The 26,043-nt window shown below is 68.6% G+C and carries 23 protein-coding genes and 1 tRNA gene; 15 read left to right on the top strand and 9 right to left on the bottom strand.

Annotated features, from left to right (window positions below; translation table 11 throughout):
* Window positions 1–5 precede the first annotated feature (5 nt).
* The 9 genes from trbE (at window position 6) to KCG34_RS09860 (ending at window position 9,236) form a co-directional block, all read left to right on the top strand.
* The gene (gene trbE, locus KCG34_RS09900) at window positions 6–2,435 is read left to right on the top strand and encodes a conjugal transfer protein TrbE (protein ID WP_211940198.1); all 2,430 of its coding nucleotides are present in this window, start codon (window positions 6–8) and stop codon (window positions 2,433–2,435) included.
* 3 nt (window positions 2,436–2,438) lie between these two features.
* Entirely contained in the window at window positions 2,439–3,179 is a 741-nt protein-coding gene (trbJ, locus tag KCG34_RS09895) for a P-type conjugative transfer protein TrbJ (RefSeq protein ID WP_211940197.1), read from the top strand.
* Between the two features lie 10 nt (window positions 3,180–3,189).
* Window positions 3,190–3,516: a putative entry exclusion protein TrbK-alt gene (gene trbK-alt / locus KCG34_RS09890; RefSeq protein ID WP_211940196.1), complete on the top strand. Its 327-nt coding sequence runs from the start codon at window positions 3,190–3,192 to the stop codon at window positions 3,514–3,516.
* 3 nt (window positions 3,517–3,519) lie between these two features.
* The gene (gene trbL, locus KCG34_RS09885) at window positions 3,520–4,776 is read left to right on the top strand and encodes a P-type conjugative transfer protein TrbL (RefSeq protein WP_211940195.1); all 1,257 of its coding nucleotides are present in this window, start codon (window positions 3,520–3,522) and stop codon (window positions 4,774–4,776) included.
* A 2-nt stretch (window positions 4,777–4,778) separates the two neighbouring features.
* The gene (gene trbF / locus KCG34_RS09880; RefSeq protein WP_211940194.1) at window positions 4,779–5,462 is read left to right on the top strand and encodes a conjugal transfer protein TrbF; all 684 of its coding nucleotides are present in this window, start codon (window positions 4,779–4,781) and stop codon (window positions 5,460–5,462) included.
* On the top strand, window positions 5,462–6,460 hold the full coding sequence (gene trbG, locus KCG34_RS09875) for a P-type conjugative transfer protein TrbG (protein ID WP_211940193.1): 999 nt from the start codon (window positions 5,462–5,464) through the stop codon (window positions 6,458–6,460). Before trbF ends, trbG begins: the two co-directional genes overlap by 1 nt.
* Complete coding sequence (locus tag KCG34_RS09870) at window positions 6,457–7,740, top strand: TraB/TrbI/VirB10 family type IV secretion system protein (RefSeq protein ID WP_211940192.1); 1,284 nt, start codon at window positions 6,457–6,459, stop codon at window positions 7,738–7,740. The genes trbG and KCG34_RS09870 overlap by 4 nt, the downstream gene beginning before the upstream one ends.
* Window positions 7,737–7,955 carry a DUF2274 domain-containing protein gene (locus KCG34_RS09865; RefSeq protein ID WP_211940191.1) on the top strand — a complete coding sequence of 73 codons (219 nt, stop codon included), beginning with the start codon at window positions 7,737–7,739 and terminating at the stop codon, window positions 7,953–7,955. Before KCG34_RS09870 ends, KCG34_RS09865 begins: the two co-directional genes overlap by 4 nt.
* 171 nt (window positions 7,956–8,126) lie before the next feature.
* A complete protein-coding gene (locus tag KCG34_RS09860; RefSeq protein WP_211940190.1) occupies window positions 8,127–9,236 on the top strand; it encodes a Fic family protein in 1,110 nt (369 codons plus the stop codon).
* Window positions 9,237–9,393: 157 nt separating this feature from the next.
* Here the strand turns inward: KCG34_RS09860 and KCG34_RS09855 are convergent, their stop codons facing one another.
* Window positions 9,394–10,206, bottom strand: coding sequence for a LysR family transcriptional regulator (locus KCG34_RS09855; RefSeq protein WP_249138281.1), 813 nt, complete (start codon window positions 10,204–10,206; stop codon window positions 9,394–9,396).
* A gap of 509 nt (window positions 10,207–10,715) precedes the next feature.
* Between KCG34_RS09855 and KCG34_RS09850 the strand changes: the two genes are divergently transcribed.
* The 4 genes from KCG34_RS09850 (at window position 10,716) to KCG34_RS09835 (ending at window position 17,140) form a co-directional block, all read left to right on the top strand.
* Window positions 10,716–11,291 (top strand): RNA polymerase sigma factor, encoded by a 576-nt coding sequence (locus KCG34_RS09850; RefSeq protein WP_211940188.1) that lies wholly within the window; start codon window positions 10,716–10,718, stop codon window positions 11,289–11,291.
* The gene (locus KCG34_RS09845) at window positions 11,291–12,325 is read left to right on the top strand and encodes a FecR family protein (RefSeq protein ID WP_211940187.1); all 1,035 of its coding nucleotides are present in this window, start codon (window positions 11,291–11,293) and stop codon (window positions 12,323–12,325) included. The genes KCG34_RS09850 and KCG34_RS09845 overlap by 1 nt, the downstream gene beginning before the upstream one ends.
* 156 nt (window positions 12,326–12,481) lie before the next feature.
* Window positions 12,482–15,037: a TonB-dependent receptor gene (locus tag KCG34_RS09840; RefSeq protein WP_211940186.1), complete on the top strand. Its 2,556-nt coding sequence runs from the start codon at window positions 12,482–12,484 to the stop codon at window positions 15,035–15,037.
* Window positions 15,038–15,061: 24 nt separating this feature from the next.
* Complete coding sequence (locus tag KCG34_RS09835; RefSeq protein WP_211940185.1) at window positions 15,062–17,140, top strand: Atxe2 family lasso peptide isopeptidase; 2,079 nt, start codon at window positions 15,062–15,064, stop codon at window positions 17,138–17,140.
* A 31-nt stretch (window positions 17,141–17,171) separates the two neighbouring features.
* Here KCG34_RS09835 and KCG34_RS09830 read toward each other — a convergent pair whose 3' ends face one another.
* The 6 genes from KCG34_RS09830 to KCG34_RS09805 all read right to left on the bottom strand — a co-directional run bounded on the left by KCG34_RS09830 (window position 17,172) and on the right by KCG34_RS09805 (window position 22,538).
* Window positions 17,172–18,962 (bottom strand): asparagine synthase-related protein, encoded by a 1,791-nt coding sequence (locus KCG34_RS09830; protein WP_211940184.1) that lies wholly within the window; start codon window positions 18,960–18,962, stop codon window positions 17,172–17,174.
* Window positions 18,962–19,621: a lasso peptide biosynthesis B2 protein gene (locus KCG34_RS09825; RefSeq protein WP_211940183.1), complete on the bottom strand. Its 660-nt coding sequence runs from the start codon at window positions 19,619–19,621 to the stop codon at window positions 18,962–18,964. Before KCG34_RS09825 ends, KCG34_RS09830 begins: the two co-directional genes overlap by 1 nt.
* A 61-nt stretch (window positions 19,622–19,682) precedes the next feature.
* Entirely contained in the window at window positions 19,683–19,817 is a 135-nt protein-coding gene (locus KCG34_RS09820; protein ID WP_211940182.1) for a benenodin family lasso peptide, read from the bottom strand.
* Between the two features lie 338 nt (window positions 19,818–20,155).
* Entirely contained in the window at window positions 20,156–20,764 is a 609-nt protein-coding gene (locus KCG34_RS09815; RefSeq protein ID WP_211940181.1) for a GntR family transcriptional regulator, read from the bottom strand.
* Window positions 20,765–20,862: 98 nt separating this feature from the next.
* Window positions 20,863–21,717 carry an acyl-homoserine-lactone synthase gene (locus tag KCG34_RS09810; protein ID WP_211940180.1) on the bottom strand — a complete coding sequence of 285 codons (855 nt, stop codon included), beginning with the start codon at window positions 21,715–21,717 and terminating at the stop codon, window positions 20,863–20,865.
* Between the two features lie 56 nt (window positions 21,718–21,773).
* The gene (locus KCG34_RS09805) at window positions 21,774–22,538 is read right to left on the bottom strand and encodes a helix-turn-helix transcriptional regulator (protein WP_211940179.1); all 765 of its coding nucleotides are present in this window, start codon (window positions 22,536–22,538) and stop codon (window positions 21,774–21,776) included.
* Window positions 22,539–22,830: 292 nt separating this feature from the next.
* Here KCG34_RS09805 and KCG34_RS09800 point away from each other — a divergent pair.
* Both KCG34_RS09800 and KCG34_RS09795 read left to right on the top strand, forming a co-directional pair.
* Window positions 22,831–22,915: transfer RNA gene (locus KCG34_RS09800), tRNA-Leu, on the top strand.
* A 62-nt stretch (window positions 22,916–22,977) separates the two neighbouring features.
* The gene (locus KCG34_RS09795) at window positions 22,978–23,394 is read left to right on the top strand and encodes an MmcQ/YjbR family DNA-binding protein (RefSeq protein ID WP_211940178.1); all 417 of its coding nucleotides are present in this window, start codon (window positions 22,978–22,980) and stop codon (window positions 23,392–23,394) included.
* Between the two features lie 9 nt (window positions 23,395–23,403).
* Here KCG34_RS09795 and KCG34_RS09790 read toward each other — a convergent pair whose 3' ends face one another.
* Both KCG34_RS09790 and KCG34_RS09785 read right to left on the bottom strand, forming a co-directional pair.
* Window positions 23,404–24,318 (bottom strand): TauD/TfdA dioxygenase family protein, encoded by a 915-nt coding sequence (locus KCG34_RS09790; RefSeq protein WP_211940177.1) that lies wholly within the window; start codon window positions 24,316–24,318, stop codon window positions 23,404–23,406.
* Window positions 24,319–24,373: 55 nt separating this feature from the next.
* Entirely contained in the window at window positions 24,374–25,774 is a 1,401-nt protein-coding gene (locus tag KCG34_RS09785; protein WP_211940176.1) for an MFS transporter, read from the bottom strand.
* Window positions 25,775–26,043: the final 269 nt, after the last annotated feature.

Here is a 26,043-nt window from a genome sequence, read left to right as displayed (position 1 = left end):
CGCCCGTGCTGAACCTCACCGAATATCGCAAGAAACCCCAGATTCTGGCCGACTTCCTGCCCTGGGCGGCGCTCGTGGCGCCCGGCGTGATCCTGAACAAGGACGGCAGCTTTCAGCGCACCGCCGCCTTTCGCGGGCCGGATCTGGACTCGGCGACTCCGGCCGAACTGGTCTCGGTCACCGGGCGCCTCAACAATGCGCTGCGCCGCCTGGGGTCTGGCTGGGCGATCTTCGTCGAGGCGCAGCGGCGGGCGGCGGCGGACTACCCCGAAAGCGCCTTCTGCGACGCGGCCTCAGGCCTGGTCGACGCCGAGCGCCGCGCGCAGTTCGCCGAGGCCGGCGCCCATTTCGAGTCGGCCTACTACCTTACGCTGCTGTTCCTGCCGCCGGCGGAAGAGGCGGCCCGGGCCGAGGCCTGGCTCTACGAGAACCGCCAAGGCGGCGTGACCAGCGGCCGTGAGGCCCTGGCCGGGTTCATCGACCAGACCGACCGGCTCCTGGCCCTGATCGAAGGCTTCATGCCCGAGGCGCGCTGGCTGGACGACGCCGAGACCCTGAGCTTCCTGCACGGGACCGTCTCGAGCCGCAGCCAGGGCGTGCGCGTCCCCGAAACGCCCATGCATCTCGACGCGGTCCTGGCGGACGAACCCTTGAGCGGAGGGCTCGAGCCCCGCCTTGGCGAAGCGCACCTGCGGGTCCTGACGGTGATGGGCTTTCCGAGCCGCACCTGGCCGGGGCTGCTCGATGAGCTGAACCGCCTGGCCTTTCCCTATCGCTGGACCACCCGCGCGCTCTGCCTCGACAAGACCGCCGCCGCCGGCGTCTTCGGCCGCATCCGCCGCCAGTGGTTCGCGAAGCGGAAGTCGATCGGGGCGATCCTGAAGGAGGTGATGACCAACGAGGCCTCGGCCCTGGTCGACAGCGACGCCGCCAACAAGGCCGCCGACGCCGATCTCGCCCTGCAGGAACTGGGCTCCGACCTGGTCGGCGCAGCCTTCGTCACCGCCACCGTGGTGGTGTGGGACGAAGACCCGCGCGTCGCCGACGAGCGCCTGCGCCTGGTCGAAAAGGCCATCCAGGGGCGCGACTTCACCGTCATGCGCGAGCGGGTCGGGGCGCTCGAGGCCTGGTTCGGCAGCCTCCCCGGGCAGGTCTACGCCAATGTCCGTCAGCCCCCGATCTCGACCCTGAACCTCGCCCACATGATGCCGTTCTCGGCCGTCTGGGCCGGGCCGGCCCGCGACGAGCATCTGGATGGGCCGCCGCTCCTCTATGGCCGCACCGAAGGCTCGACGCCGTTTCGCCTGTCGCTGCATGTGGGCGATGTCGGTCACACCCTGGTGGTCGGGCCGACCGGTTCCGGCAAGTCGGTGCTCCTGGCCCTGATGGCCCTGCAGTTTCGGCGCTATGCGGGCGCCCAGGTGTTCGCCTTCGACTTCGGGGGCTCGATCCGCGCCGCGGCCCTGGCCATGGGCGGGGACTGGCATGACCTCGGCGGCTCCATTTCCGAAGGGCCCGAGGACAGCGTCGCCCTGCAGCCCCTGGCCCGCATCGACGACCTGGCCGAACGCGCCTGGGCGGCCGACTGGGTCGCGGCTCTGTTTGCGCGTGAGCGCATCGAGGTGACCCCGGAGGTCAAGGACCATCTCTGGTCGGCCCTGACCTCGCTGGCCTCGGCGCCTGCGGCCGAACGCACCCTGACCGGCCTTTGCGCCCTGATCCAGGCCCAGACCCTGAAGCGCGCGCTCGGTTCCTACTGTGTCGAGGGCCCCTGGGGGCGGCTCCTGGACGCCGAGGCCGAGCGGCTCGGCGCGGCCGATGTCCAGGCCTTCGAGACCGAGGGGCTGATCGGCTCGCCGGCCGCGGCCGCGGTGCTGGCCTATCTGTTCCACCGCATCGAGGGGCGGCTGGACGGGCGGCCCAGCCTTTTGATCGTCGACGAGGGCTGGCTGGCCCTGGGCGATCCCGGCTTTTCCGCCCAGCTGCGCGAATGGCTGAAGACCCTGCGCAAGAAGAACGCCGCGGTGGTCTTCGCCACCCAGAGCCTGGCCGACATCGACGGCTCGGCCATCGCCCCGGCCATCATCGAAAGCTGTCCGACCCGCATCTTCCTGGCCAACGAGCGCGCACTGGAGCCCCAGGTCACGGCGATCTACCGCCGCTTCGGCCTCAGCGACCGGCAGATCGAGATCGTAAGTCGTGCCCAGCCCAAGCGCGACTACTACTGCCAGTCGCGCCGCGGAAACCGCCTGTTCGAGCTCGGCCTCGGCGACGTGGCCCTGGCCTTCGCCGCCGTCAGCGCCAAGGCCGATCAGGCGCGCATCGCCGAGGTCTTGGCCGCCTGCGGCCGCGAGGGCTTCGCCGATGGCTGGCTGCGGGCCCGTGGGCTCGCCTGGGCCGCCGACCTCCTCCCCGCCTTTCAGCCGGAACCTTGAGCCATGACCTGCAAGCGTCTTTGTCACATGCTCGCCGCCGGCGCCGCGGCGCTTTCCCTTAGCCTCGGCAGCGCCCCGGCCCAGGCCCAGTGGACCGTGTTCGATCCCTGGAACTATGCCCAGAGCCTGCTCACCGCCGCCCGTGAGCTGCAGCAGATCCAGAACGAGATCCAGGGCCTGCAGAACCAGGCCCAGTCCCTGATCAACCAGGCCCACAATCTGGCGAACCTGCCCTATTCGAGCCTGCAATCCCTGCAGCAGTCGATCCAGCGGACCCAGGCCCTGCTCGGCCAGGCCCAGCGCATCGCCTACGATGTGCAGAAGATCGACCAGGCCTTTTCCACCACCTATGCGCCGGCGAGCGCTTCCCAATCGAACCAGGCCCTGGTCGCGAACGCCCAGGCGCGCTGGCAGAATTCTCTGGCCGCTCTGCAGGACGCGATGCGGGTCCAGGCGAGCGTGGTCGGCAATCTCGACACCAATCGGGCCCAGACGTCCGCCCTGGTCACCTCCAGCCAAGGGGCGTCGGGCGCCCTGCAGGCCGCCCAGGCCGGCAATCAGCTGATGGCGCTGCAGGCCCAGCAGCTCGCCGACCTCACCGCCGTCCTGGCCGCGCAGGGTCGGGCCCAGGCGCTGGAGAGCGCCCAGCGCGCGGCCGCCCAGGACCAGGGGCGCGAGCAGCTCTCGCGGTTCCTGGTTCCTGCGGCCGGCTACCAGCCGACCACCGTCACCCTGTTCCACTAAAGGCCCCGCGATGCGCCGCCGTTTCCGCCGAGGCCCGTTCCTCAACCTGCCGCGGGTGGCGGTCGCCGCCGGCGCGCTCATCGTGGCCGCAGCCGCTGCGGTGGTCGCCGCCGGCGGGCTTCATCCTTCCCGGCCTGCCTCACCTCTGATCATGCAGCCCGCTTCCGCGCCGCTGGCGCCCGAGGAGCGGCGTCTGGCCCGGTGTCAGCGCCTGGGCGAGGCCGGGGCGCACGACGCAGAGTGCCTGCGGATATGGGCCGAGATGCGCGAGCGCTTCCTCGGCGGCGCCGATGTTCGCCGGGTCGCGCCGTCCTTGTCCGCCGCCGGGGAGGACTAACCCATGGGCGGCTCGGGCGTCATCGACCAGTTCCTCAATACCTTCTCGCGCTACATCGACAGCGGTTTCGGCCTGGTCCAGGGCGAGGTGCATTGGCTGGCCGCCACCCTGGTGGTCATCGACCTGGTCCTGGCCGCCCTCTTCTGGGCCTGGGCGGGCGACGACGACGTGATCGCCCGCCTGGTCAGGAAGGTGCTGTTCGTTGGCGCCTTCGCCTATCTGATCAACAACTGGGGAAGCCTCACCCGCATCGTCTTCGAAAGCTTCGCCGGCCTCGGTCTCAAGGCCTCGGGCGCGGGCATGGCGGAGGCGGATTTCCTGAGGCCCGGCCGCATCGCCCAGGCGGGAATCGACGCCGGCGCGCCGCTGCTCACCGCCATCTCCGGGCTCCTGGGCTACGCCTCCTTTTTCGAGAACTTCATCCAGATCGTGGTGCTCCTGCTGGCCTGGCTGATCGTGGTCCTGGCCTTCTTCCTTTTGGCGATCCAGCTCTTCGTCTGCCTGATCGAATTCAAGCTCACGAGCCTGGCGGGCTTCGTGCTGATCCCCTTCGGCCTCTTCGGCAAGACCGCCTTCGCCGCCGAAAAGGTCCTCGGCAACGTCATCGCCTCCGGGGTCAAGGTGCTGGTGCTGGCGGTGATCATCGGCATCGGCTCGACCCTCTTTGCCACCATGACCAAGGCCATTCCCGGCCAGCCGACCATCCAGGATGCGCTGAGCCTGATCCTGGCCGCCCTGACCCTCCTGGGCCTCGGCATTTTCGGCCCGGGCGTCGCCAATGGCATCGTCTCCGGCGGGCCGCAGCTGGGCGCCGGCGCCGCCGTCGGCACGGGCCTGGCCGCCAGCGGCGTTGTCGTGGGCGCCGCCGCCCTCGCCGCCGGTGGGGCCGCCATGGCCGGGGGCGGCCTGGCCGGCCTCGCCCGTGGCGGCGCGGGCCTCGCCGGCGCGGCCAGCACCGCCTATCGCGCCGGCGCGGCCGGACAGAGCGGTCTTGGCGGCGTCGCCGGCGGCCTTTCCGGCATGGCCAAGGCCGGCGCGCAAGGCATGGCCAGTCCGCTTCGCCGCGCCGCCCAGGTCTTCGGTCGCGGGGCGTCCGCCGAGGCGGCGTCGTCAACCTCGGGATCCGGCGGAGCCCCCGCCTGGGCTGACGCGCTGCGCCGCCAGCAGGCGGCCAAGGAGGCGGCCCGAACCGCCGCCCACATCATCCAGACCGGCGACCGCGGCGCGGGCGGATCGAGCGTCGATCTTTCCGAGGATTAGTCATGAGCTTCAAGCGCGCCGGCGTCCGCTATGGCCGGACCCCCGAGCCCGAAACCCCCTACCAGCGCGCCGCCCAGGCCTGGGATGATCGCATCGGCTCGGCCCGCGTCCAGGCGCGCAACTGGCGGCTGATGGCCTTCGCCAGCCTGGCCCTGGCCGGCGGTCTGGCGGCGGGTCTCGTCTGGCGTTCCGCGACCGGCAGCATCACGCCCTGGGTGGTGGAGGTGGATCGGCTGGGCGAGGCGAGGGCGGTGGCGCCGGCCACGGCCGGCTACCAGCCGAGCGATGCCCAGATCGCCTGGCACCTGGCCCGCTTCATCGAGGAGGTCCGCGAGATCCCCGCCGACGGGGTGGTGCTGCGGCAGAACTGGCTTCGGGCCTACGACTTCACCACCGACAAGGGGGCGGCGGCGCTCAGCGTCTATGCCCGGGCCGACGACCCCTTCGCTCAGCTCGGCAAGGCCCAGGTCTCGGTGGAGATCTCTTCTGTCATCCGCGCCTCGCCGGACAGCTTCCGCATCGCCTGGACCGAGCGCCGCTACGAGGACGGGGCGATCACCGCCACCGAACGCTGGTCGGCCATCGCCACCGTCGTGATCCAGCCGCCGACCGATCCCGAGCGGCTGAAGAAGAACCCCCTCGGTCTTTACGTCCACGCCCTCAACTGGTCGAAGGAACTCGGCTGATGCAGATATTCCCCGCTCTCGGCGCGGTCTCGAGCCTCCTTGTGCTCTCCGCCTGCACGACCTCCAAACCGCCGCCGATGATCCGCTATGACGCGGTCGCGCGGCCGGCTGTGCTGGCGGCCACACCGCCTCGGCCGGTCGAGATTGTCGAAGTCCCCAAACCCTTGCCCTTGCCGGGGCAGCTGCAGCCGGTTCCGGCCGATCTGCCGCCGACGCCGCCCGAGGCGAAGCGCCCGTCCGTCCGTGTGGCGCAGGCCAATGCCGAGGCGCGGGTGGAGCCGGCCGGTTCTGGCTACGTCAACGCCATCCAGGTCTATCCCTTCGCCGACGGAGCCCTCTATCAGCTCTATGCCGCGCCCGGCGTGATCAGCGACATCGCCCTGGAGCCCGGCGAAAAGCTCGCTGGCGCAGGCCCGGTGGCGGCGGGCGACACCGTCCGCTGGATCATCGGCGACACCGAGAGCGGCTCCGGGCCGCTCCAGCGCGTGCACATCCTGGTCAAGCCGATCAAGGCCGCCCTGCGCACCAACCTGATCATCAACACCGACCGGCGAACCTACCATCTCGAACTGCGGTCAGATCAGCGCACCTATATGGCCGCTGTCTCCTGGCGCTATCCGCAAGACCAGCTGATCGCGCTGCGCGCCCGCAGCGCGCTAGCGGAGGCCGCCGAGCCCGCCGCCACCGTTCCGCAGCCGGCGCTGGATGACCTGAAGTTCCGCTACCGCATCGAGGGGGACGAGGTCCCCTGGCGGCCGCTGCGCGCTTTCGACGACGGAACCCATGTCTATATCGAATTCCCCGACGGCATCGGCCAGGGCGAGATGCCGCCGCTCTGGGTGATCGGGCCCAAGGGGACGGCCGATCTGGTCAACTACCGGGTTCGCGGGCGGCGCATGATCGTCGACCAGCTGTTCGCCGCCGCCGAGTTGCGGCTTGGTGAGGCGCACCAGCAAAAGGTGCGCATCGTCCGCAGCGACGGGCGGCCGGCGTCATGACCAGCGAAGAGGCCACGCTGAAGGAAGCGGACGAGCCGTCCGGCCCCTCTGAGGCCGAACTGGCCCGGGCCTTGAGGCTCCGCGCCGCCCCGCCGAAGGTCACCCGCGTCTCGGCCAGGGCGCTGGCGACCCTGGCCGGGGTCTCGATCATCGCCCTCGGCGGCGCGGTGATCCTCGGCCTGCGCGCCCAGCCGGCCAAGGCGCCGCCGAAGGAGCTCTATGCCGTGGGGGGCAAGCCCTCTTCCGAGGGGCTGGCGGCGCTCCCCAGCAGCTATGGCGGCCTTGCTGGGACAAATCCCGCCGCGACCGGGTCCGAGGTCCCAAAGCTCGGTCCGCCCATGCCGGGCGATCTTGGGCGGCCGATGCTCAAGGCGGGCGTCACCCCGCCCCCGATCGGCGGCGAGGCCGAGACGACCGGCGCTCGCCCGGCGGAGCCGCCACGCCAGCAAGGGCCTTCGGAACAGGACGCCGCCCGCTCCAGCCGCCTGTTCTCGGCCGATCATACCGAGTCCGCAAACCTCTCCGGGGCCGCTGCGAGCGCGCCCCAGCCCGTCGATCTAGCCGCCCTGGCCGGGCTCGCGGCCGCCCACCCAGGCGTTGCGGGCGTTCAGCCCGCCGCCAGCGAGGCTGATCGCAAGCTCGCCTTTCTGAACCAGGGCGACAAGCGGGCCGCCGTCAGTCCGGAAAGCCTGCAGGCGGCGGCCAGTCCCTACGTGCTGCAGGCGGGCGGCGTCATCTCAGCGGCCCTGGTGACCGGCCTGCGCTCCGATCTCCCTGGCGAGGTCATCGCCCAGGTCACAGCCGACGTCTATGACAGCCCGAGCGGACGCTACCTTCTGATCCCGCAGGGCTCGAAGCTGATCGGCCAGTACGACGCGCAGGTCGCCTTCGGCCAGATCCGGGCGCTCCTGGCCTGGACCCGCCTGATCCTCCCCGACGGGCGTTGGATCGATCTCGGCCGCGAGCCGGGCGCCGACCCCCAAGGCTATGCCGGCCTCTCAGGCCGGGTCGACAACCATTGGAGCCAGCTGTTCAAGGCGGCCGCCCTGTCCACGGTGCTCAGCATCGGCGCCGAGGCGGGGACTTCGTCCAATCAGAACGATCTCGCCCAGGCGATCGGCCAGGGCGCGTCCGACAGCATCAGCCAGGTCGGCCGCCGGGTGGTCGGCCGCTCGCTCGCCATCCAGCCGACGATCACCATCCGGCCGGGATTTCCGGTGCGGGTGCTGGTGACACGGGATCTGGCGCTGGAACCCTGGCCGATGGAGCAGAGCCGATGAAGACGCTCAAGCTTGGACCCATCCTCGACGAGCGCCCGGTCCGCCTGACCATCGAGTTGCCGGCCGCGGTGCATCGCGATCTTGTGGCCTACGCCGCGGCCATGGGCGCCGGTGGCGGCGAGCCGCCCGAGCCGGCCAAGCTCATAGCGCCGATGCTGGCGCGGTTCATGGCTTCGGATCGCGCCTTCACACGGGGCCGGCGGACGCAGGGCTGATCGGTCACGCCCTGGGCTGGGATAGGGGCGATCAAGGAAGCGATCCCCCTCACTCCTGCGATATCGCTTATCGTGCGGTGAATACAACGCACATTCGCCGCACAAAATGCGGCGAATGTGCTGGCGCGTTGCGGCGATTGTCGACTATATTCGCCGCATGAGGTGCGGTGAATGCCAACTTACATCCATGACCTGAAAGGCTGGCCCAATCTCCATTGGAGCCATGCGCTTATCGCCGATCAACTGGCGCGCGTCAGTCGCAGCCAGGGACGGTTGATCGGCCGTATGGAGGCGCTCGGCTTTCCGCTTCGCGCCGAAGCTGTTCTTCAAAGCCTTACCGAGGAGGTCCTCAAATCCAGCGAGATCGAAGGCGAGGTGCTCGACAGGGAGCAGGTTCGCTCCTCGATCGCCCGCCGCCTCGGGCTCGACATAGGCGCGCTGGCGCCCATTGATCGTGACGTTGAAGGCGTCGTCGAGATGATGCTCGATGCGACGCAAGGCTATGACCAGCCGCTGACCGAGGAGCGATTGTTCGGCTGGCACGCGGCGCTGTTTCCGTCCGGCCGCAGCGGCATGACCAAAATCACCGTCGGCGCCTGGCGCACCGACAAGACCGGTCCGATGCAGGTCGTCTCCGGCCCGATCGGACGCGAAAGGGTCCACTATGAAGCGCCGGCCGCCGGCAGGTTGAAGAACGAAATGCGCGCTTTCCTGAAATGGTTCAACGCCGGCCCGAGCATCGATCCGGTGCTGAAGGCCGCCGTCGCGCACCTGTGGTTCGTGACCATCCATCCCTTCGAAGATGGCAATGGCCGTATTGCGCGCGCCATCGCCGATATGGCGCTTGCGCGCTCCGAGGAGAGCCCCAGGCGCTTCTACAGCATGTCCGCCCAGATCCGCGCCGAGCGAAAAGGCTACTACGACATCCTGGAGACGACCCAGAAGGGCGACCTCGACATCACGGCCTGGCTTCAATGGTTCCTGGACTGCCTGGGTCGCGCTTTTGACGGCGCCGAATTGACGCTAGCGGCGGTCCTCCGCAAGGCCCGCTTCTGGGAAGTCCAAGCGGGTCAGAACGTCAGTGATCGTCAGCACAAAGTGCTCAACCGCCTCCTTGATGGTTTCGAAGGCAAGCTCACCAACGCCAAGTGGGCGACGTTGACCAAGACGTCTAGCGATACCGCGCTTCGTGACATCACCGATCTCGTCGATCGCGGCATCCTCGTCCGCGACGAGGGCGGTGGTCGAAGCACGAGCTATTCGCTCGCCGCCTTCGACTAGCTGTGTTTGCGCCGATAGGGACTGAACAGAAGTCACTGCAGTGGCCTCAACGCCCAATGAGGCGCGGCGTTATCGACAATGCCCGGCGGCCATGGAGCGCTAGGCCGACCGCATGGGCCTGGACGAGATTGAGGCCGCCAGCTTCCAAAGCGTTACGTCAAATCGGGCGGCTCCAGCGAGCACTCGCCGCCCGCAACGACGCCCAAAGCCTGCGCGCCGGCGGATTGTCATTGCCGCCGTCGCGATAGGCGCAGACGGGGATGGTGACCGCCTCGCCATGCTCCAGGAGCGGCGCGGCCACCAGGCCTGACGGCAATACGATCACCTCGCTTTCCGTCGCCAGAGCCAGGCCCAGGCCAAGACGGACCATGGCGAACAGGCTCTGGCAGCCGCCCCGATGGACGAGAAGCTGAACCTCGCAGGGTGGTGAACCCAAACGGGCGCCCGCCAGAGCGTCTGAGACCCGTACGCCGCCACCGCGAAGATCTGGCCAGTCTATGGCATAGCGGTGAGCCAGGCGGTGATCTGATGGCGAAACGACGAACAGGCGCTCGCCAGGAAGGGCGAGGGTCTCGCCAAGGTTCGAAACTGGCGGCCCGAGCAGAACCGCAAGGTCTATCCCGCGCTTGCGAAGCCCCTTCACCAGTTCGCCCCGCGATCCCTCCACGATCTGGAGCCCGACCTTGGCGTGACCGGCCGCGAAACTGGCGAGCGTATCGCCCAGAACCGGAATGAGGCCGGCGCCGCTGAGGCCGACCGTGATCTTGCCCTGTTCCCCCTTGCCCGCCGCCAGAGCCTTCGCCGCGGCCAGATCCAGCTGCTCGACCGCTTGGGCGGCTTCGCCAAGGAAGGCGGCGCCGGCATGCGTCGGTTCAACGCCGGCCGCCGATCGCTGGAACAGTGAGACCGCCAGCGCCTCCTCGAGCGCGCGAATTCGCTCGCTGAGCGCGGCAGGACTGAGACCGATCATCTGGGAGGCCCGTCGCAGGCTTCCGTGCTCCATCGCCGCCATCGCCAGACGGATCGACGACAGGTCCAGACCAGCGCCGGAAGATCTTGGACGGGGTCGGTCTGGCGGCGGCACGGTCGCCTTCTGCTAAGAATACGCTTGAATTCGGGTGGCTCACTCAGCCGGGTTGAGGGCTCATCCAAAAGTTGAATCGCTTAGAGCGCAATGCTCGGAACCGAGAGGCGCGCAGTGGTTCGCGGTGTCAGGGATTCATATTAGAATCCGTGCGCCGCTGTTCACGGGGCTTACCGAGAACCGCCTTGCGCCGCTGAGCTGCTTGGGCCTAAGCTCGCCCCTGCGTTGCGAAAACGGCGGCGCCGGGGCGTGAGAACCTCGCTTGAGACGCAAAGGCCGGGGCGCAGACCTTGCGCCGCGGCGTAGGACGCTGCGCAGGAACGGCTGCGCGCGCGTGGTCATCTTGCCTGTTCTCCTTCACGGCCGTCCGCCTGTCCGGGTGGAAAGGTTCGTCGATGACTATGGACGTCTTGGCGCAGATCGCCGGCGATCCGCAGGAGAGGGGCGGCGATGCGGGGCGTCTTGGCGCACGCCTCGAGCTCGATCGCCTGTTTCGGGCGGAGACGCCGCGTCTGACGCGCTTCTTCGCCAGGCGGGTATGGCGCCAAGAGCAAGTCTGCGACCTTCTGCAGGAAACCTTCCTGCACTTCCTGCGCGTCCAGAGCCAGGCCGGCGAGGTCGCCAGCCCGGGAGCCTATCTGCAGCGCATCGCCAGCAACCTGCTCCGGGACTTCGCTGATCACCGCGCCCTCTGGTCGCCGGTCATCACGTCAGGGGCGATCGATCCTGACGCCTTCGCCAGTTCGGACGCCTCGCCGCTCGACCATCTCGAGGCCCAGGACCTGTTGCGCAAATACCAGCGGGCGCTCGGCGGGCTGAAGCCGAAGACCCGCGAGATCTTCTTGCTCCATCGCCGCGATGGCCTCACCTATGGCGAAATCGCAATCCGGACGGACATGAGCGTGAGCGGCGTCGAAAAGCACATGATGAAGGCGATCGCTCATATCGACCGGGTCTTCGGGCGAGTCTAATGGTCCCGCCCGAGGAGGCATCGCCCGCGGCGGAGGAGGCGGTGCGCCGGGAGGGCGCGGCCTGGTTCGCCCGCATGCGCGGCCCCGACGCCGCCCGCCACAGGCCGGACTTCGAGGCCTGGGCCAAGGCCGACCCGCGCCACCAGGCGGTCTATGATCGACTGGTGCTGCGCTGGGACGAGGCCGCGGTGCTGGTCGGAGCCCGCCCGTCCGTGCAAATTGGCGACAGGCCAGCAGCCTGGGGCGGATGGCGGAAACTCCCCCTGGGGTTCGGGCTGACCGCCTGCGCCCTCGCGATCCTTGTGGTCCTAGCGCCCGTTCGCCCCGCATTCCTTGACGTTCTCGGTGCGCCCTCGCCGTGGTGGACCCGTATCCGCACCGGTGTGGGCGAGGTTCGGCAGGTTCGGCTCGCCGATGGCGCCTCGGTGGTGGTGGACACCGATAGCCTGGTCCTGACCCGGCTGACGGACGGGGCGGGGCGCGTGCGGCTCTTGCGCGGCCGCGCCCGGCTCGACGCCCAGCCCGATCCCGCCCGCCGCTTCACCGTCGAAGCCGGGGACGCCGATGTCGCCGCCCAGGGCGCGGTGTTCGACGTCGCCTACACGCAAAGCGATGGCGCCTCGGCGACCCCGCTCAAGGGCGCGCTCGACATCCGTGCGCCGGGCGCGGGCGACCGCGTCCCGGCCGCCCGTGTCGGCGTCGGCCAGGCCTGGTCGCAGGGGCCCGGGCGCCGGCCGCGTATCGCGCCGGCCGCCGCCGGCGCCGCGCTCTGGCCGACCGGCGTGTTGTCCTTCAGCCAGACGCCGCTGGGCGAAGCCTTGGCGCAGGCGAACCGCTACGCCCGCCAGCATGTCGTCCTGGCCGATCCGGCCCTTGGCCAGCTCGAGGTCAGCGGCGTCTTTCGGGCGCGTGAGCCCAAGGCCCTCGCCGATGGGCTCGCGGCCGCCTTCGACCTTCGCGTCGAAGTCCGTCCCGACGGCGATCTCAGCCTCGCCCGTCCGAGCGCCGCCACACCGATCGACCCGCCGCGCTGACCCGCTTCGGCCTGGTCAAGGACGGCTTCTCCTATGCCCCGAGGGCGAGAAATTCCGAGGCCTGAAAGATTTTTGTGAGGTGCGGGGCGTCTCGACCGTCAAGGGCGATCGAAAGGGTCCCGAATAAGGCGCGGACCCGACGAGGGGACGCTCCAGATGAATTCCTCCCACCAAGTTTTCCGCAGCGCGCTGTTTCTGGGCGCCGCCACCTTCGCCCTGGCCTGCGGGTCCGCGCCGGCCGTAGCGGCCAGCCCGGACCCGCAGGCCTATGACCTTAAGAGCCAAGGCCTGGAAACGTCTTTGCGCGTGGTCGCCCTGAAGTCCGGGCGTCCGATCCTGGCCCCGTCGCGGTTGCTGGCCGGCCGCAAGGCCCCGCCGCTCAAGGGCCGCTATACGGCGATCGAGGCCTATCGCGCTCTCCTCGCCGGCTCGGGCCTGACCCTGGCCGAGGTGGGCGAGACCGTGGTGGTCCGGGCGGCGAACGGTCCGGATGAAGCCGCCGCGCCCAAGGACGAGCCGCAGTCGACCGAGATCGTGGTCACCGGCTCTCGCATCAGAGGCGCGCCGCCGGCGGCGCCTGTGCGGACCCTGGACCGAACCGATATCGAACGCTCCGGCTACGCCGATGTCGGCGAGGTGGTGCGCAGCCTGCCGGAGAACTTCGCCGGCGGCCAGAACCCGGGCGTGCTCGCCGGGGCCGCTGTAAGCAATGTCGGCAACCAGAACACCACCAACGCTTCGAGCGTCAATCTGCGCGGCCTCGGCAGCGACGCCACCCTCGTTCTGGTCGACGGCCATCGCATCGCCGCCGATGGGGCCTTCCAGGCGCCGGATATCTCGGCGATTCCCATGGCCGCCATCCAGCGCATCGAGATCGTCACCGATGGCGCTTCGGCGCTCTACGGCTCCGACGCCGTGGCCGGCGTCGCCAACTTCATCCTGCGTAAGGACTATGACGGCGCCGAGTTCAGCGAGCGGATCGGCGGCGCCACCGATGGGGGCGGCTTGCAGCAGACCTATTCCGCGCTCGGGGGGCGGATCTGGTCTTCCGGTCATGCCCTGGTCAGTATCCAATACACCCGGCAGGACGCGATCAAGGCCTCGCAACGCGACTTCACGGTGGCAGCCCCGCCGGTGGACGATCTCCTTCAGCCGCAGACCCAGATCGCCGCTTTCGCCAATCTCGGCCAGGACCTGGCGCCTTGGGCCAGCCTGCATCTGGACGGGCTTTATTCCGATCGGCGCACAGGGTTCGGCTGGGAAGAGGAGGTGGGCGGCTTCTTCTACAATCAGTCGACCCGGGCCCAGGCCTATCTCGCCGCGCCGGAGCTCGACCTCACCCTGCCCGGGTCCTGGACGGGCTCCATCGCCGGCGCGCTCAGCGGCTCGGACGATCCCGCACCCCTGACCTATGCCGGCGGCTTTTCCGGCGTGCGCTATCGCAACGCCGCCCAATCTGTCGAAGCCGGCGCGAGCGGACCGGTGATCGACCTGCCCGGCGGCGCGCTCAAGCTGGCCCTCGGCGGCGGCTATCGGCACGAGACCTTCGGCTATCACCAGACGGGGCAGCCAGTCTGGACCGGCGCGCGCGAAGTGAGCTATTTCTATGGCGAGCTGTCGGCGCCGCTGATCGGACCTGGCCAGGATGTGCCGGGCGTGCACGCGCTGGACCTGACCCTGGCCGGCCGCGCTGAGCGCTACAGCGATTTCGGCGCAACGACGAATCCGAAGGTGGGCCTGCGCTACAAGCCGCTCGACGGCGCCGTCCTGCGCGCCACCTGGGGAACCTCCTTCAAAGCGCCGCAGCTCATCCAGACGGCGGAGTCGAACACGCTCTTCTACTATCCGGCGGCCCAGCTCGGCGGGACCACGGGAACCGCGCTGCTGACCTATGGCGGCAACCCGAACCTTAAGCCCGAGCGGTCCAACGCCTGGACCGCGGGGGTCGACCTCTCACCGCCGCAGCGACCCTCGCTCAGGCTTTCGGCGACCTATTTCCACATCGACTACACCGGTCGCATCGTCCAGCCGGTCAATGATCTCGGCTCGGCCCTGACCTCGCCGACCTATGCGCCGTTTGTCACACCAAACCCCTCCGTCCAGCTGCAGGCCGCCGCCATCGCCAACGCCGCCGCCTTCTACAACCTGGCCGGAACGCCCTACGACGCCTCGGACGTCGTGGCCCTCGTGCAAGACCGCTATGTCAACGCCACCGCCCAGAAGATCAGCGGCGTCGACCTCTCCGTCAGCGACCGGTTCGACCTGGCGGGCGGTGGTCTCGACCTCCAGGTGGACGCGACCTGGCTTCGGATCGTGCAGCAGACCACCGTCACCGCCCCGTCCGCCGGTCTGACCGGCACTTTGTTCAATCCGCCGAAGTTTCGCCTGCGGGGAACGGCCGTCTGGACCAGGGGGCCGCTCACGCTCAGCGGCGCGCTCAATCACATCGCCGGCGAAGCCGACACCGGCGTGACCCCCGCTGTGCCGATCGCCGCCTGGACCACGGCGGACCTCACCGGGACATGGCGCTTCCAGCGGCCCGCCGGGCGGCTCACCGGGCTCGAGGTCTCGCTCGCTGTGCTCAATCTGTTCGACAAGGATCCGCCGTTCGCGCGAGGCGCGGGCGCTCAGCTGCCGGGCGTCAACTTCGACAGCACCAACGCCAGCGCCATCGGACGCTTCGTCGCCCTGACGCTGCGCCAGCGGTTTTGAGCCCGATCTCGGATGAGCCCTCAGATGCGCATTCTTTTCCTGAGTGCGGCCTTGTCGATGGCCTGGCTCGTAGCCTCGCCGGCAAGCCAGGCCGCGCCATCGCCCAAAAGCCTGGTGGAGGTCGCCGATCTCGACGACGTCGCCATTTCTCCGGACGGCCGCAGCGTGGCGTTTCGGCAATACCGGGCGTCCGTCGAAAGCAACCGCTATGACCTGGCCTGGCTCGTCGCGCCGATCGGCGCCGGTGGTTCCGTGGTGCGGGTCGCGGACGGCGGCGAGCCGCTGTTCACCGACGCCGGCACGGTTGTGGTCGAGCCCCCCGCCTGGTCGCCCGACAGCCGCTTCTTCTACTACCGTGCGCTCGTGGGCGGCGAGGTGCAGGTCTGGCGAGCGGCCGCTGACGGATCCCGGACCGAAGCCGTCACCCACGATGCGGCCGACGTGACCTGGTTCGCCCTCAGCCCGGATGGCCGCAGCCTGATCTATGCCGCCGGCGCCGATCGTGAGGCGGTCCGACGAGCCGAGCAGACCGAATATGACGACGGCGTGCGCATCGACGGCTCCATCCCCATCGGCCAGGGGCTGGTACGGTCCGGATGGGTCGATGGGCGGCTCGCCACCCAGCGGTTCAGCGGCGACTGGATGCAGCGCCAGGGCCTCCTGGCGGGCGCGCCGGAGCGAAAGATCGTCGTGGAAATCTCGACCTTCGCCAGCCATCCGGCTAGCGGAGCCGATCTTGCCCTCTTCAGCGAGGCCCTGGAGATCAAGGCGGCCAAGGCCCGAGCCAGCACGGTGCTGGGGCCCGATCTCGCCACCCGATCTCCGCAAACCGGCATGACCGCCTATGTGGAGACCGGATCCAGCGGATCGATCCTGAAGATCAAGGCTGCCGACGGCAAGGTGGAGGACTGCCCCGCTGGGGCCTGCGGCGAGGCGCGCATCGTCGCGCTGAACTGGCGGGCAGGGGGCCGTCAGCTGGTTTTCACCACCCTCGATCGGAAAAGAGGACGCGCCGAAAGCCTTCGCGTTTGGGATCTCGCCAGTGGCCAGGTGCGCATCCTCGTGCAAGCCAAGGGATTGATCGGGGGCGGGCGCGATTCCTATCCCGGCGAGGGGTGCGCGGTGGCGGCCGCCTTCGCAGCCTGCGTCACCGCCGCCGCCGACGATCCGCCAAGGCTCGAGCAGGTCGGTCTCGATACCGACGAGCGGCGCGTGCTGTATGACCCCAACGCCGCGCTCGCCGCGGCTCGGGGCCCGCGCGCCGAGTTCCTCAGCTGGCAGGATGCGGCGGGGCGTTCCTTCACCGGCTGGCTCTTCCCACCGGTCAAGGCGGTCGCCGGCCCTGCGCCCCTCTTCATCACCTACTATGTCTGTCCGGGCTATCTGCGCGGCGGGCTGGGGGACGAATGGCCGCTGGCGAGCCTCGCTGGCGCGGGGATCGCGGCGCTTTGCATCAACGATGCGCCGCCTGATCTGAAGCATCCCGACGCCCTGGCTGACTATCAGGCCGCGGCTTCGGCGGTGCAGAGCGCGGTTCGCCTGCTGCAGGCCCGAGGTCTGGTGGATCCGGCGCGGGTCGGCATGGGCGGCCTGAGCTTCGGCAGCGAAGCTGTGCTCTGGACGATCATGAATTCGTCCCAACTGGTGGCGGCTTCGGTGACCTCGCCCGCCATCACCCCGACCTATTTTCAGTTCCACACCCTGCAGGGGGCGAACTTCCGCGACATGCTGCGGAGCCAGTGGGGGCTGGGCGCCCCAGCTGAGACGCCTGAACGCTGGCGGCGGATCTCACCGGCCTTCAACCTGGACAAGCTCAGGACCCCGATCCTGATGCAGATGCCGGAGCAGGAATACCTAGAAGCGCTGGACTATTTCACGCCACTGGCCAGCCGGGGCGGGCCGGTCGAACTCTACGCCTTTCCCAACGAACCCCACATCAAGATCCAGCCGCGCCACAAGCTGGCGGCCTATCGGCGCAACCTCGATTGGTTCCGCTTCTGGCTGCAGGCTTACGAGGATCCAGATCCGCGGAAGGCTGATCAGTACCGGCGCTGGCGAACGCTCCGTGATCACCTGCACGCGGATGCCGCCGCGGCGCGATGATGTGGCTGTGGCATGATCCGGGCGATCGCGGTCAAGCCGCGCTTGCTTGGCTCCGGCGCGACCCGGGGCGCGCGGGCGTCTCCAGCCAGGATCTTGCCCAGGCTTCGACCGCGGCGATCTCCAGCAGGCGATAGAAGGCCTCGCTGCGGAGTGGCCCGTCCTGGCCCAGGAAGCCTTCGACTTGAGGCCGGTCCAGAATGCCTTCCGCATCGAGCCAGCCGCCGAGAAGCAACTCCTTGAAGGCTTCGCGGTGCGTTTCGAACAGGGCGCGGCAAATGCCCGCGAAGTCCCCTTTGGTCCGCCGATTGACGATCAAAGGGGGCAGATCATCCGCGAAGGCCTCGCGCGCGACCGAGCGGTTGCGGCCGCCGGCGATCCACATCCAGCTCGGAACGGTGAGGCAGGCTTCCATCAAGGGCTGCGACAGCAACGGAAAGCGGACTGGCGCCAGGGCGGCGCGCGCCTTGCGGTCCTGCACCGTCTGGATGCTCATCAGCGCCATCACATGGTGGAGCTTGCCGGGCAGGGCGTTCGTCGGCGCGTCAAGCCAGGGATGCGGGGCAGGCTCATCCGGCAAAGCGGCGCGGCAAAGAAAGAGTCCATCCTTGCGCCAGCCGGTAGGGCGCCTCAGCGCCTTCTTCACCGCGAGACCAGCAGCGCGCCAGACGGTGGCGCCATGAAGCTCGGCCAAGTCCAGAATCGCGGCGACAAAGGTCGCGCCGAACCCGCAGGCGAGCAGGGCGTCGGCCGCGGGCGCTGCGTTGGGCAGATAGCAGAAGGCGTTGTCCCCGCCGCCGCCGGAAAAGAAGGCGTCGGGGCGCACAGTCGCTGCGATGGGCTGCAGGGCGGCGTCGATCGCCCAGGTCAAATGCGCCGGCCACGGCCGGGCTGTGACCGTTCCAGGGCCGCGCACCGGATCGATTGCTGCCGGGTCCAACTGCGCCAACTCGAGCGGCGCGCCAAGGCCGCGTGCGACCGCCGCGGCGTAGCGCTGCTCGTCCGGTCCAAGCGCCGTCGCCGTCAAGGTCGCGCAGGTGAGTGACGGCGCCTGTTCGGCAAGGCAGGCTGCGACGATCGAGGAGTCGAGCCCGCCGGAAAGCTCCAGCAGGATCGATCGCGATCGCCGGCCCCAGGTCGTCACGCAATCGCGCGTGATTTGTCGGACTCTGGCGACCGCCGCGGCGCGATCGGTCAGCTGGCTTTCGCGGTCCGCAAACCGCCAGGGCGTCCAGCCGCAGCCTCGCACCACGCCGCCCCTCGGGCCGAAACTGACCCGGCAGCCGGCCAGCAGCTCCTCGACCCCGACAAGGCCGGTTATCGAAGTTCGAAGATCAGGAAACGACAGGTGATGGGCGATGGCCCCGGGGTCTGGGCGCGGTGCGATCAGACCGAGGGCCAGGGGATAGACGAGATCGGAATAGACGATCTCCGCATCTCCAATGCGGCTGCGGTAGCAGGGCTGGGCGCCGGACGGATCGCGCAGCACGTGGATGACGCCGCGCCGTTGATCGAGAAGGAAGGCGACATAGCCGCCCCAGATTGCGGTGAGGAGGTCCAGGCCGCCTGAGACGACGGCGCCGCTGTCGATACGGCCTCCATCCAGGGTCGCGTTGGTCCCGCGTTGGAAGAACTCTCCCAGGACCATGCCGCTGGCGGCGTCGATCGGCGTTGCCGGCTCGTCACCCGCCGCCAGGACCACCAGCCGTGCATGCTCGAAGCAGAGTCGCAGGTCCAGCGACCTTTGAGCGGCGTTGACGATCTTTTCGCAGGCCGATGATGGCGCTCCCGCCGCGGGGAGGATCGCAAAGTATCCCCGCGCCATCAGACAACCCGGATCGGCTGGTGGGCCAGAGCGACATCGAGCGCATCGCTCAGGACGACCTCGCCCGCCTGTACCCAGCAGTGCGCGTTGAAGGGATCTAGCTTCACCCCGAAGACCAGGTCGGCCCGAGCGCCGTGTCGCGTGAGCAGTTCCAGCAGCGCCAGCGAGTCGCGCAGGCAGATTTTGCGGAAGGGTAGGGCGCTGCGGTGCCGATGATAGGCCAGCGCCAGTTCAGCCGGCGACGGTGCGGCGGCGTCAGGCGTCGCCGGGAGGGCGGCCTTGCGCTGTGCAAGGCGTCGCAGCGCCGGGCCGAACCCGCGCCGGAGGCTCCATTCTGCCAGGGCCAGCGCCCGCGCGGTCTGCACCAGGTCTTGGCGACGAAAGGCCATGTAGATCCCGGTCTCCAGCGCGCTTCGGGTCGGGGCCGCCGTGATGGGCGGCTGGATCGGCCTGACGATGGTCTCGGCCGGCTCGAGCAAACCGAAGCGACCAAGACGGGCTGCATCGCAGTCGTCGATGGCCTTTCCCGCCCAGAGCTGACGAAACGCGTGCTCGGCGGTTCCGCCCAGGGAAAAATAGCGATCTCGGGCAGAGTCGAGGAAGACCAGGCGCCCTGCCGTCTCGCAGAAGGTGATGTCGCCGCTGAGCTGGATGGGCATGCGCCAGTCCCCCAAGGGGAGCCTGGCGCCCGCGCCCTCGCGCAGGCGCCAGGCCGGTCCGTCAGTCGTCGGCCAGGCCTTCGATGTGCTGACGGCCCTCGCCCTCGCCGACGCCGAGCGGTCCGCCGCGGGTTTCGACGCTCGCGGCGCCCAGATCGACCAGGTCCTGGTCGTTGGTTTCGATGATGCGGTCCATAGCGATGCTCCTTGGACAGGGTCGCGACCATTCGCGACGCTTCCGGAGCCTAGAAGAGGGACCCGAGTATCCCGATTTTATAATGCAATTATATCGAGATAATTTGCATTATATCCGCATTGGTGGCGTCGGCGGACGGTGCTTTGGAGAGGCAACTGAAGCGAGAGCCTCGAAAAATAATGCTCTTGGGTCGCGAGCGAGGCCTCTGCTATCGAAACCTGCCGGCTGGCCGATGCGCATGTCCAGGCTTTCGAGCTAAAGGCGTCGGCGCATGTCTCAAGCATGTTCTCAACCAGCCGGCGCCCTGGCTTTTGATCCACGACTTTGCGGACCTGGGCCTAGAGACGATGGATCAGACGCACGATCTGGGGTGCGTCGCGCAGACGCCGGCGGTGATAGCCCACGATCGCCCGTCCAGCCTGGTCCGGCGAGCGCGACAGCACCAGCGCCAGGTCCTGAATCTCCGAAATGAGGTCGTCATAGAGCCGGGCTTCGGCGGCGCGGGCCGCGCTGAGGCGATCGTTCAAGGTTTCGACCGCGGACAGACAAATCGCGTTGCCAGATCCGAGCGCAACCGCGCGAAATAGTCGGGCCGAGAAGGCTGCCGGATCCGGCGCCGCGTCGCTTGGCAGCGGAATCAGGCGCTGTGGGTCGGTGTCGCCGCCCAACCGACGAGCGGCCTGAAGCACCTGTTCGTTCCAAACATAGAGATCGTGCAAAAGCGGCTCGCTGACCGCGGGGGCGTGGAAGCCCTCGTTGGGATGGGCTTCGACCAACCCTTCGCCGACCAGCCGATGTAGGGCCGTGCGCACCGGCGTCAGGCTAGCGCCATGCTGGTCGGCGAGGATCCGGGCGTCGATCTTCTCGGCTGGCCGAAATTCGCCAGCCACGACCTGCCGTTTGATCGCCCGGTAGATCCGTTCCCCAGTGGAGTTGATGGCGCTCATGCTGGTCATCTCCGCCGCATCGGCGCCGTCCGTAGAGGACGCCGCCGAATGGGTGGCGCGGCCCCAATGGGGCCTCCGCCCTCGGCGATCGGCCCCCTCTAGGCCACTTGGCCCAGCTCGAGCCGGTGGCGCAGCAGGGCGTCGGCCGCCGCCGTCAGCTCATGTCGGTCGCTTGCCTGCTGAGCCGCCTCGGCGAACGCGGCCTCGATGACCGTCAGGCTGAGGTGGGCCCACGGCGCGGCGGGGTCGATCTCCATCATGAAGACATCCCGACGACCGGTCAGGTCTCGCAGATAGCTCGCCTCGGCCCGGTCGATCGGCAGGCTCACCGCCACCGCAACACCGCCTTCCGGATAGGGCTTCGGCGCGCCGAGCGGGCGCAGCCGCCAGCCGGTCCGGATAGCGTAGCTGAGCACGCTGACGTCGGGCAGGGCGAGGCATTGGTGCGCCCCTTGCTCGAGCAGATACTCGATGAGGCCGATGCGGATTTCCTGGCCGGCGGCGGGGTCACCGCCGATGTTGATCCAGCGCGCCATCTCCCAAAGACCGGGGTCCTGCCGCAGCGCCGCGGCGTCGCCCTCGACGTGATGAGGCATGTTGTCGATCAACATCGAGAAATCATCCGCAGGGCGCACCCGGATGCTGCCGTAGCAATATCCGGTCTCGTCCAGGGACAGCAGATAGACGGCCCTGTCATCGTCGCCGTCGTCATATTCGCCGCCGTCGATGACCTTCAGGTTCCAGCCTTTGACTTTCACGAACAGCTCGCAGCGCTGAAGGTGCATGGTCTTCAGCTGCTCCCGATAGAGATGGCGGTTCTTGTTGCTGCAGATGTGGATCATTGATGCCTCCGTTCTGCGCGAACAGGACATCGCCGCCGCCAGCGGCGGTATTCTCGAAACCGCGTATTGCCTTGCGCGACACGCAAGACTCGAGCGGCGACGGGCGCGCACGCGCCTGCGCCCGAAGCGCGGGCTTCAGGGCGAAGGTCCGATATTTGCTAAGGAGATCAGATTGGGCTGCTGTGGTCGGGGACCAGGATCCCGTGGGCCAGCGCCTTCATGCAGAGCTCGGGTCGAGTTTCGACCATGAACTTTGTCTTCGCGCTGTCCAGGTGCGCGCGCACCGTATGCGGGGAGATCTTCAGGATTTCGGCTGTGTCGGCGTCATGTTTGCCGACGCTCATCCAGAAGATGCACTGCTGCTCGCGCGGGGTCAGACCCAGCGCCGGGGTCCGGGCGAGTGGTAGAACGCCCTGGACAAGGTTCAGTCCGTTCGCCGCATAGATGCTGCAGACCCCCTGCAGCATGGCGATCTCGTCGTCGGAGAGCGAGATGTCGACGGCGCTCAGCAGGTTGATCACCGACATTTCGCCGAAGGGCCCGTGGATCGGCACAATCAACCCGTCCTGGGCCCAAGCCTCGCGCGCTTCGCCAAAAAAACGTCGGACCTCGTTCGGCGCATCCGGTCGCTCAACGTCTCGCCAGGTGAAGGCTTTGCGGGTTCGAAACGCCCGAGTGATGGTGGGGTCAAGGCTCGCATAGTTGCGGGCCGCATAATACGGAATCCAAGGACTTTCCTCGCCGAAGATCACGGTGGGACTGACCGGTGCGCCAGCTCGGGCGAGGCTGACGCACATCGCGGTCTTGAATCCAAAACTCCGAATGAGGTCGAGGAAGTCCTGATCCAGCGTGGTGATGGCCACGCATGTGGCCGCTTTAGCCAGGAACGCCGCTGCGGCCGTGCTCAATCGAGGGGAGATTCGATCAACCATGGGCTGATCTCATCAAGCGGCGCCGCCAAATCAAGGCGAAAATAATCTGTGTACCGAGCTGGGCATGCAGCGGCACGGAATGGCTGGGCGGAGCGCAGCGGATACCTCGGCGGATCGTCCAGTAACGGTTGTTTTTGGGCGTGCTTTGGGTGCGAACGGAACGTGATCAAAGTCTCGGGACTATTCCGGGACTTTTGGTCCCGGAGAGTCCCGGCCACCCCCTTTTGTTCCCTTTTTTGGGTTTTGGGCTGTAGACCGAAAAACCCTTGTCCTGTAGGGGGTTGCCTTGCGTGCGGGCGTGGCGGAATTGGTAGACGCAACGGACTTAAAATCCGTCGACTTCGGTCATCCGGGTTCGATCCCCGGCGCCCGCACCAAGGTTTGTCGTGCGCGCCGCTTTTGCGGTTGGGACGTCTAGGTCAAGCAGAGGGCGCACAGGATGGCCAGCCTTGACGATCTCACTCGGCTCTGCCTCGCCCTGCCCGAGGCGGCGAACGCCTCGGACGCGACCGGGCCGCGCTTTGAGGTCGCCGGCAAGGGGTTCGCCTGGACCTACATGGCGCGGTCGGCGCCCAGGGCCAGGCGGTTGCCGCAACCGGGCAAGATCGCCGTGCGGTGCAGCCTGGAGCGGAAGGAGATGCTGATCGCGGCGGCGCCGGACCGATTCTTCGACGACGATCACTATCGCGGCTACCCGGCGGTGCTCGTGCGGCTCGATATGATCGAGCAGGCCGAACTGGCGGCCCTCCTGGCCGAGGCCTGGCGGCTGACAGCGCTCAAGGCTTTGCTCAAGCGCATCGACAAGCAAGGTGAAACGGGGCGCGCCACGAAGAGTGGCGGCCCCGATCCTACCTGACGTCAAGGATCAGGCGGCGGCCTTTTCCACCTGGCGCGTTTCGCTGCGGCGGCCGTCGACGGACACAGGAACGTCGCCGGTGACCGTCACCCGGCGCACGATGCGCGGCTGGTCGCCATAGTCGTCCACCGCCCGGTGCTGGGTGGCGCGGTTGTCCCAGAAGGCCACGTCGCCCGCCCTCCAGCGCCAGCGCACGGTGTTCTCGGGGCGGATGACATAGCCTTGCAGCAGCTCGAACAGGCGGTTCGAGGCTTCGGAGGAGTAGCCCTTGAAGCGCTTGATGAAGTGGCCCAGCACCAGGGTGCGCTCGCCTGTCTCGGGGTGGACCCGAACCACCGGATGGTCGGTCTCGTAGACCGTGCGGGTGAAAACCTCGCGATAGCGGCGGGCCGCCTCTTCCGACTGGTTCGGCTTGGCGCCGGCATAGTCGTAGAGGTTGGAATGGGTGGCCCAAAGGTTCTCGGCCAGCACCTTCAGCTCGGGCGGCAGGTCGTCATAGGCGCGGGCGGTGTTGGCCCAGAGGGTGTCGCCGCCATGGTCCGGCGCCACCAGGCTGCGCAGGATCGAGGCCTGGGGATAGGCGTCGGTGAAGGTGACGTCGGTATGCCAGCTCGAAGCCCGCGCGCCGTTGGAGCCGTCGAGTTCGAGGATGTAGTTGCTGCCGTCCAGCACCGGCACCGTGGGGTGGGCCACAGGCGCGCCGAACCGGGCGGCGAAGCCTTCCTGCTCAGCGTCGGTCAGGTGATCCTGGCCGCGGAAGAACAGCACCTTGTGCTTGAGCAGGGCCGCGCGGAGGGTGCGGATGGTGTGGGCCGGCAGGTCGGCCGCCAGGCGCACGCCCTCGATCTCGGCGCCAATGCGGCCGGCCACGGGTTTGACGCTCAAGACCACGTCTTCGACGTTGAGATGTCCATCGGCGCTCATGTTCAGGTCCTTTCAGGTTTCGCCCTGGGGGCGGTTGGGAAGTGCAGAGGCGGCGTCACTCGGCAGGGGCCGGGACGCCCAGGGAGCCGGACGGCGAGAGGCCGGCGGCGCCGTCGCGGGCTTCGAGCGCGCGGCGGATTTCGGCATGGCGCCGCTCGTCCAGGGGAAAGCCCAGGACCAGCGAGGCCGAGACGAGGTGCGAGAGGGCCGGGCCGAGGGCGAAGACCAGCTTGAGCCCTTGCAAGGCCGTGTTCGTGTTGTGGCCGCCGGGATGGAAGCCGAGCGCCGCCACCAGGGGCAGGGCGAGGCCAACCGCGGCGGCGGTCGCCGCCTTGCCCGAGAGGCTGAACACCGAGAACAAGACGCCCGAACGCTCCTGGCCCGATGTCAGGCGCTGGCGGTCGGCCAGATCGGCCACGATCGAGCGCAACATCAGATTGCCGGAGCCCTGGGCCAGGCCCTGGGCGATTGTCAGGGTCAGCAGGGCGGCGAACTGGCCCGGCGCGACGAACAGGAGGCCGAGGTTGATCGCCGCCTGGACCAGCTCGGCCGCCACGGCGGTGCGGCCCTTGCCGAAGCGGTAGCCGACCTGCAGCCAGATGGGGCCGGCGAAGACGCCGAACACGAACTGCAGCAGGAACAACAGGCTGCCCCACTTCGGCAGGCCCATATAGCCGACCACGAAGAAGACGAAGAGCGAGCCGCGAATGGTCTGGCCGAGGGTGACGGCGAAGTCCGAGCCCAGGACGCGCAGCAGGAGGGGATCGCGCGCCGCCGCGCCGAGGGTCTCGAGCGCCGAGGGCGCGGCCGGAGCCTGTGGGCTGGCGGCGGGCTCGCGCACCGCGAACAGTGCGCCCGCCAGGCCGGGGACGAGAGTCGCCAGGATGAAGCCGCCCATGGCCAGCAGTTTGGCGCGGGCCTGGTCGGGCCAGACCTGGTCGATCAGCGCCGGCAGCACCAGCACCAGCAGAAGGCCCGCCGCCGACATGGTCTGGACATAGGTCGCGACCCGGCTGCGCTGATGGTAGCCGCGCGCCAGATCCCCGGCCCAGGCGGACACCGGAATCTGGATCATGGTCCAGCCCAGATAGAAGACGGCGAGTCCGGCGGCGAGATAGGTCGGGCTCGGCCGCGCCGGCGGGGAGAACAGCGCGATCGAGGCCAGGGCGAACAGGACGGCGCCTGCTGCGATCCAGGGCCGGCGGCGGCCGAAGCGGGTCCGCGTGCGGTCGGAAAGGACGCCCACCAGAGGATCGGCGGCGGCGTCCCAGAGGCGCCCGACCATGAACACCAGGCCGACTACGGTCAGGCCCAGGCCGCCCTCAAGGGCATAGTAGGCGGGCAGATAGACCGCCAGCGGCAGGCCGGCGCCGGCGATCGGCAAGGTGATCAGGGAGAAGGCGACCAGGCGCCAGGCCGGCGGCGTGTCGGCTGCAGGCGGTGATGATGCGGGCATGAACCGGCCTCGTTGGCGCTGTCGTCAGGACCTTGAGGTTGCGAAACGGGGCGGTCTCCCGGCAACGAAGAAAAACTATTATTCCTATCAAAATTATATGTAATTGATCGGCGCGGCGGCGCCCGCCCGGCATCTTGTCGCGTGCAAGCGACGGGCGCTGCTCTGTCCCAAAAGTAGGGCGGCGAGTGAAATATCACGGATAATTCAATATCATGGCGACTTCTGCTGCTCGTTCCGGTTGGGCCTCCCACTGGGTTGGGGATCGATCG

The organism is Phenylobacterium montanum, assembly GCF_018135625.1.
GTDB classification, from domain to species: Bacteria; Pseudomonadota; Alphaproteobacteria; order Caulobacterales; family Caulobacteraceae; genus Poindextera; species Poindextera montana.
The sequence above is the reverse complement of the archived record's forward strand: the minus strand, read 5'-3'. Positions and strand labels throughout refer to the sequence as shown.

Coding starts and splice junctions, on each gene's coding strand:
- trbJ (WP_211940197.1), top strand. CDS start 2,439: ATGACCTGCAAGCGTCTTTGTCACATGCTCGCCGCCGGCGCCGCGGCG.
- trbK-alt (WP_211940196.1), top strand. CDS start 3,190: ATGCGCCGCCGTTTCCGCCGAGGCCCGTTCCTCAACCTGCCGCGGGTG.
- trbL (WP_211940195.1), top strand. CDS start 3,520: ATGGGCGGCTCGGGCGTCATCGACCAGTTCCTCAATACCTTCTCGCGC.
- trbF (WP_211940194.1), top strand. CDS start 4,779: ATGAGCTTCAAGCGCGCCGGCGTCCGCTATGGCCGGACCCCCGAGCCC.
- trbG (WP_211940193.1), top strand. CDS start 5,462: ATGCAGATATTCCCCGCTCTCGGCGCGGTCTCGAGCCTCCTTGTGCTC.
- KCG34_RS09870 (WP_211940192.1), top strand. CDS start 6,457: ATGACCAGCGAAGAGGCCACGCTGAAGGAAGCGGACGAGCCGTCCGGC.
- KCG34_RS09865 (WP_211940191.1), top strand. CDS start 7,737: ATGAAGACGCTCAAGCTTGGACCCATCCTCGACGAGCGCCCGGTCCGC.
- KCG34_RS09860 (WP_211940190.1), top strand. CDS start 8,127: ATGCCAACTTACATCCATGACCTGAAAGGCTGGCCCAATCTCCATTGG.
- KCG34_RS09855 (WP_249138281.1), bottom strand. CDS start 10,206: ATGATCGGTCTCAGTCCTGCCGCGCTCAGCGAGCGAATTCGCGCGCTC.
- KCG34_RS09850 (WP_211940188.1), top strand. CDS start 10,716: ATGACTATGGACGTCTTGGCGCAGATCGCCGGCGATCCGCAGGAGAGG.
- KCG34_RS09845 (WP_211940187.1), top strand. CDS start 11,291: ATGGTCCCGCCCGAGGAGGCATCGCCCGCGGCGGAGGAGGCGGTGCGC.
- KCG34_RS09840 (WP_211940186.1), top strand. CDS start 12,482: ATGAATTCCTCCCACCAAGTTTTCCGCAGCGCGCTGTTTCTGGGCGCC.
- KCG34_RS09835 (WP_211940185.1), top strand. CDS start 15,062: ATGCGCATTCTTTTCCTGAGTGCGGCCTTGTCGATGGCCTGGCTCGTA.
- KCG34_RS09830 (WP_211940184.1), bottom strand. CDS start 18,962: ATGGCGCGGGGATACTTTGCGATCCTCCCCGCGGCGGGAGCGCCATCA.
- KCG34_RS09825 (WP_211940183.1), bottom strand. CDS start 19,621: ATGCCCATCCAGCTCAGCGGCGACATCACCTTCTGCGAGACGGCAGGG.
- KCG34_RS09820 (WP_211940182.1), bottom strand. CDS start 19,817: ATGGACCGCATCATCGAAACCAACGACCAGGACCTGGTCGATCTGGGC.
- KCG34_RS09815 (WP_211940181.1), bottom strand. CDS start 20,764: ATGAGCGCCATCAACTCCACTGGGGAACGGATCTACCGGGCGATCAAA.
- KCG34_RS09805 (WP_211940179.1), bottom strand. CDS start 22,538: ATGGTTGATCGAATCTCCCCTCGATTGAGCACGGCCGCAGCGGCGTTC.
- KCG34_RS09795 (WP_211940178.1), top strand. CDS start 22,978: ATGGCCAGCCTTGACGATCTCACTCGGCTCTGCCTCGCCCTGCCCGAG.
- KCG34_RS09790 (WP_211940177.1), bottom strand. CDS start 24,318: ATGAGCGCCGATGGACATCTCAACGTCGAAGACGTGGTCTTGAGCGTC.
- KCG34_RS09785 (WP_211940176.1), bottom strand. CDS start 25,774: ATGCCCGCATCATCACCGCCTGCAGCCGACACGCCGCCGGCCTGGCGC.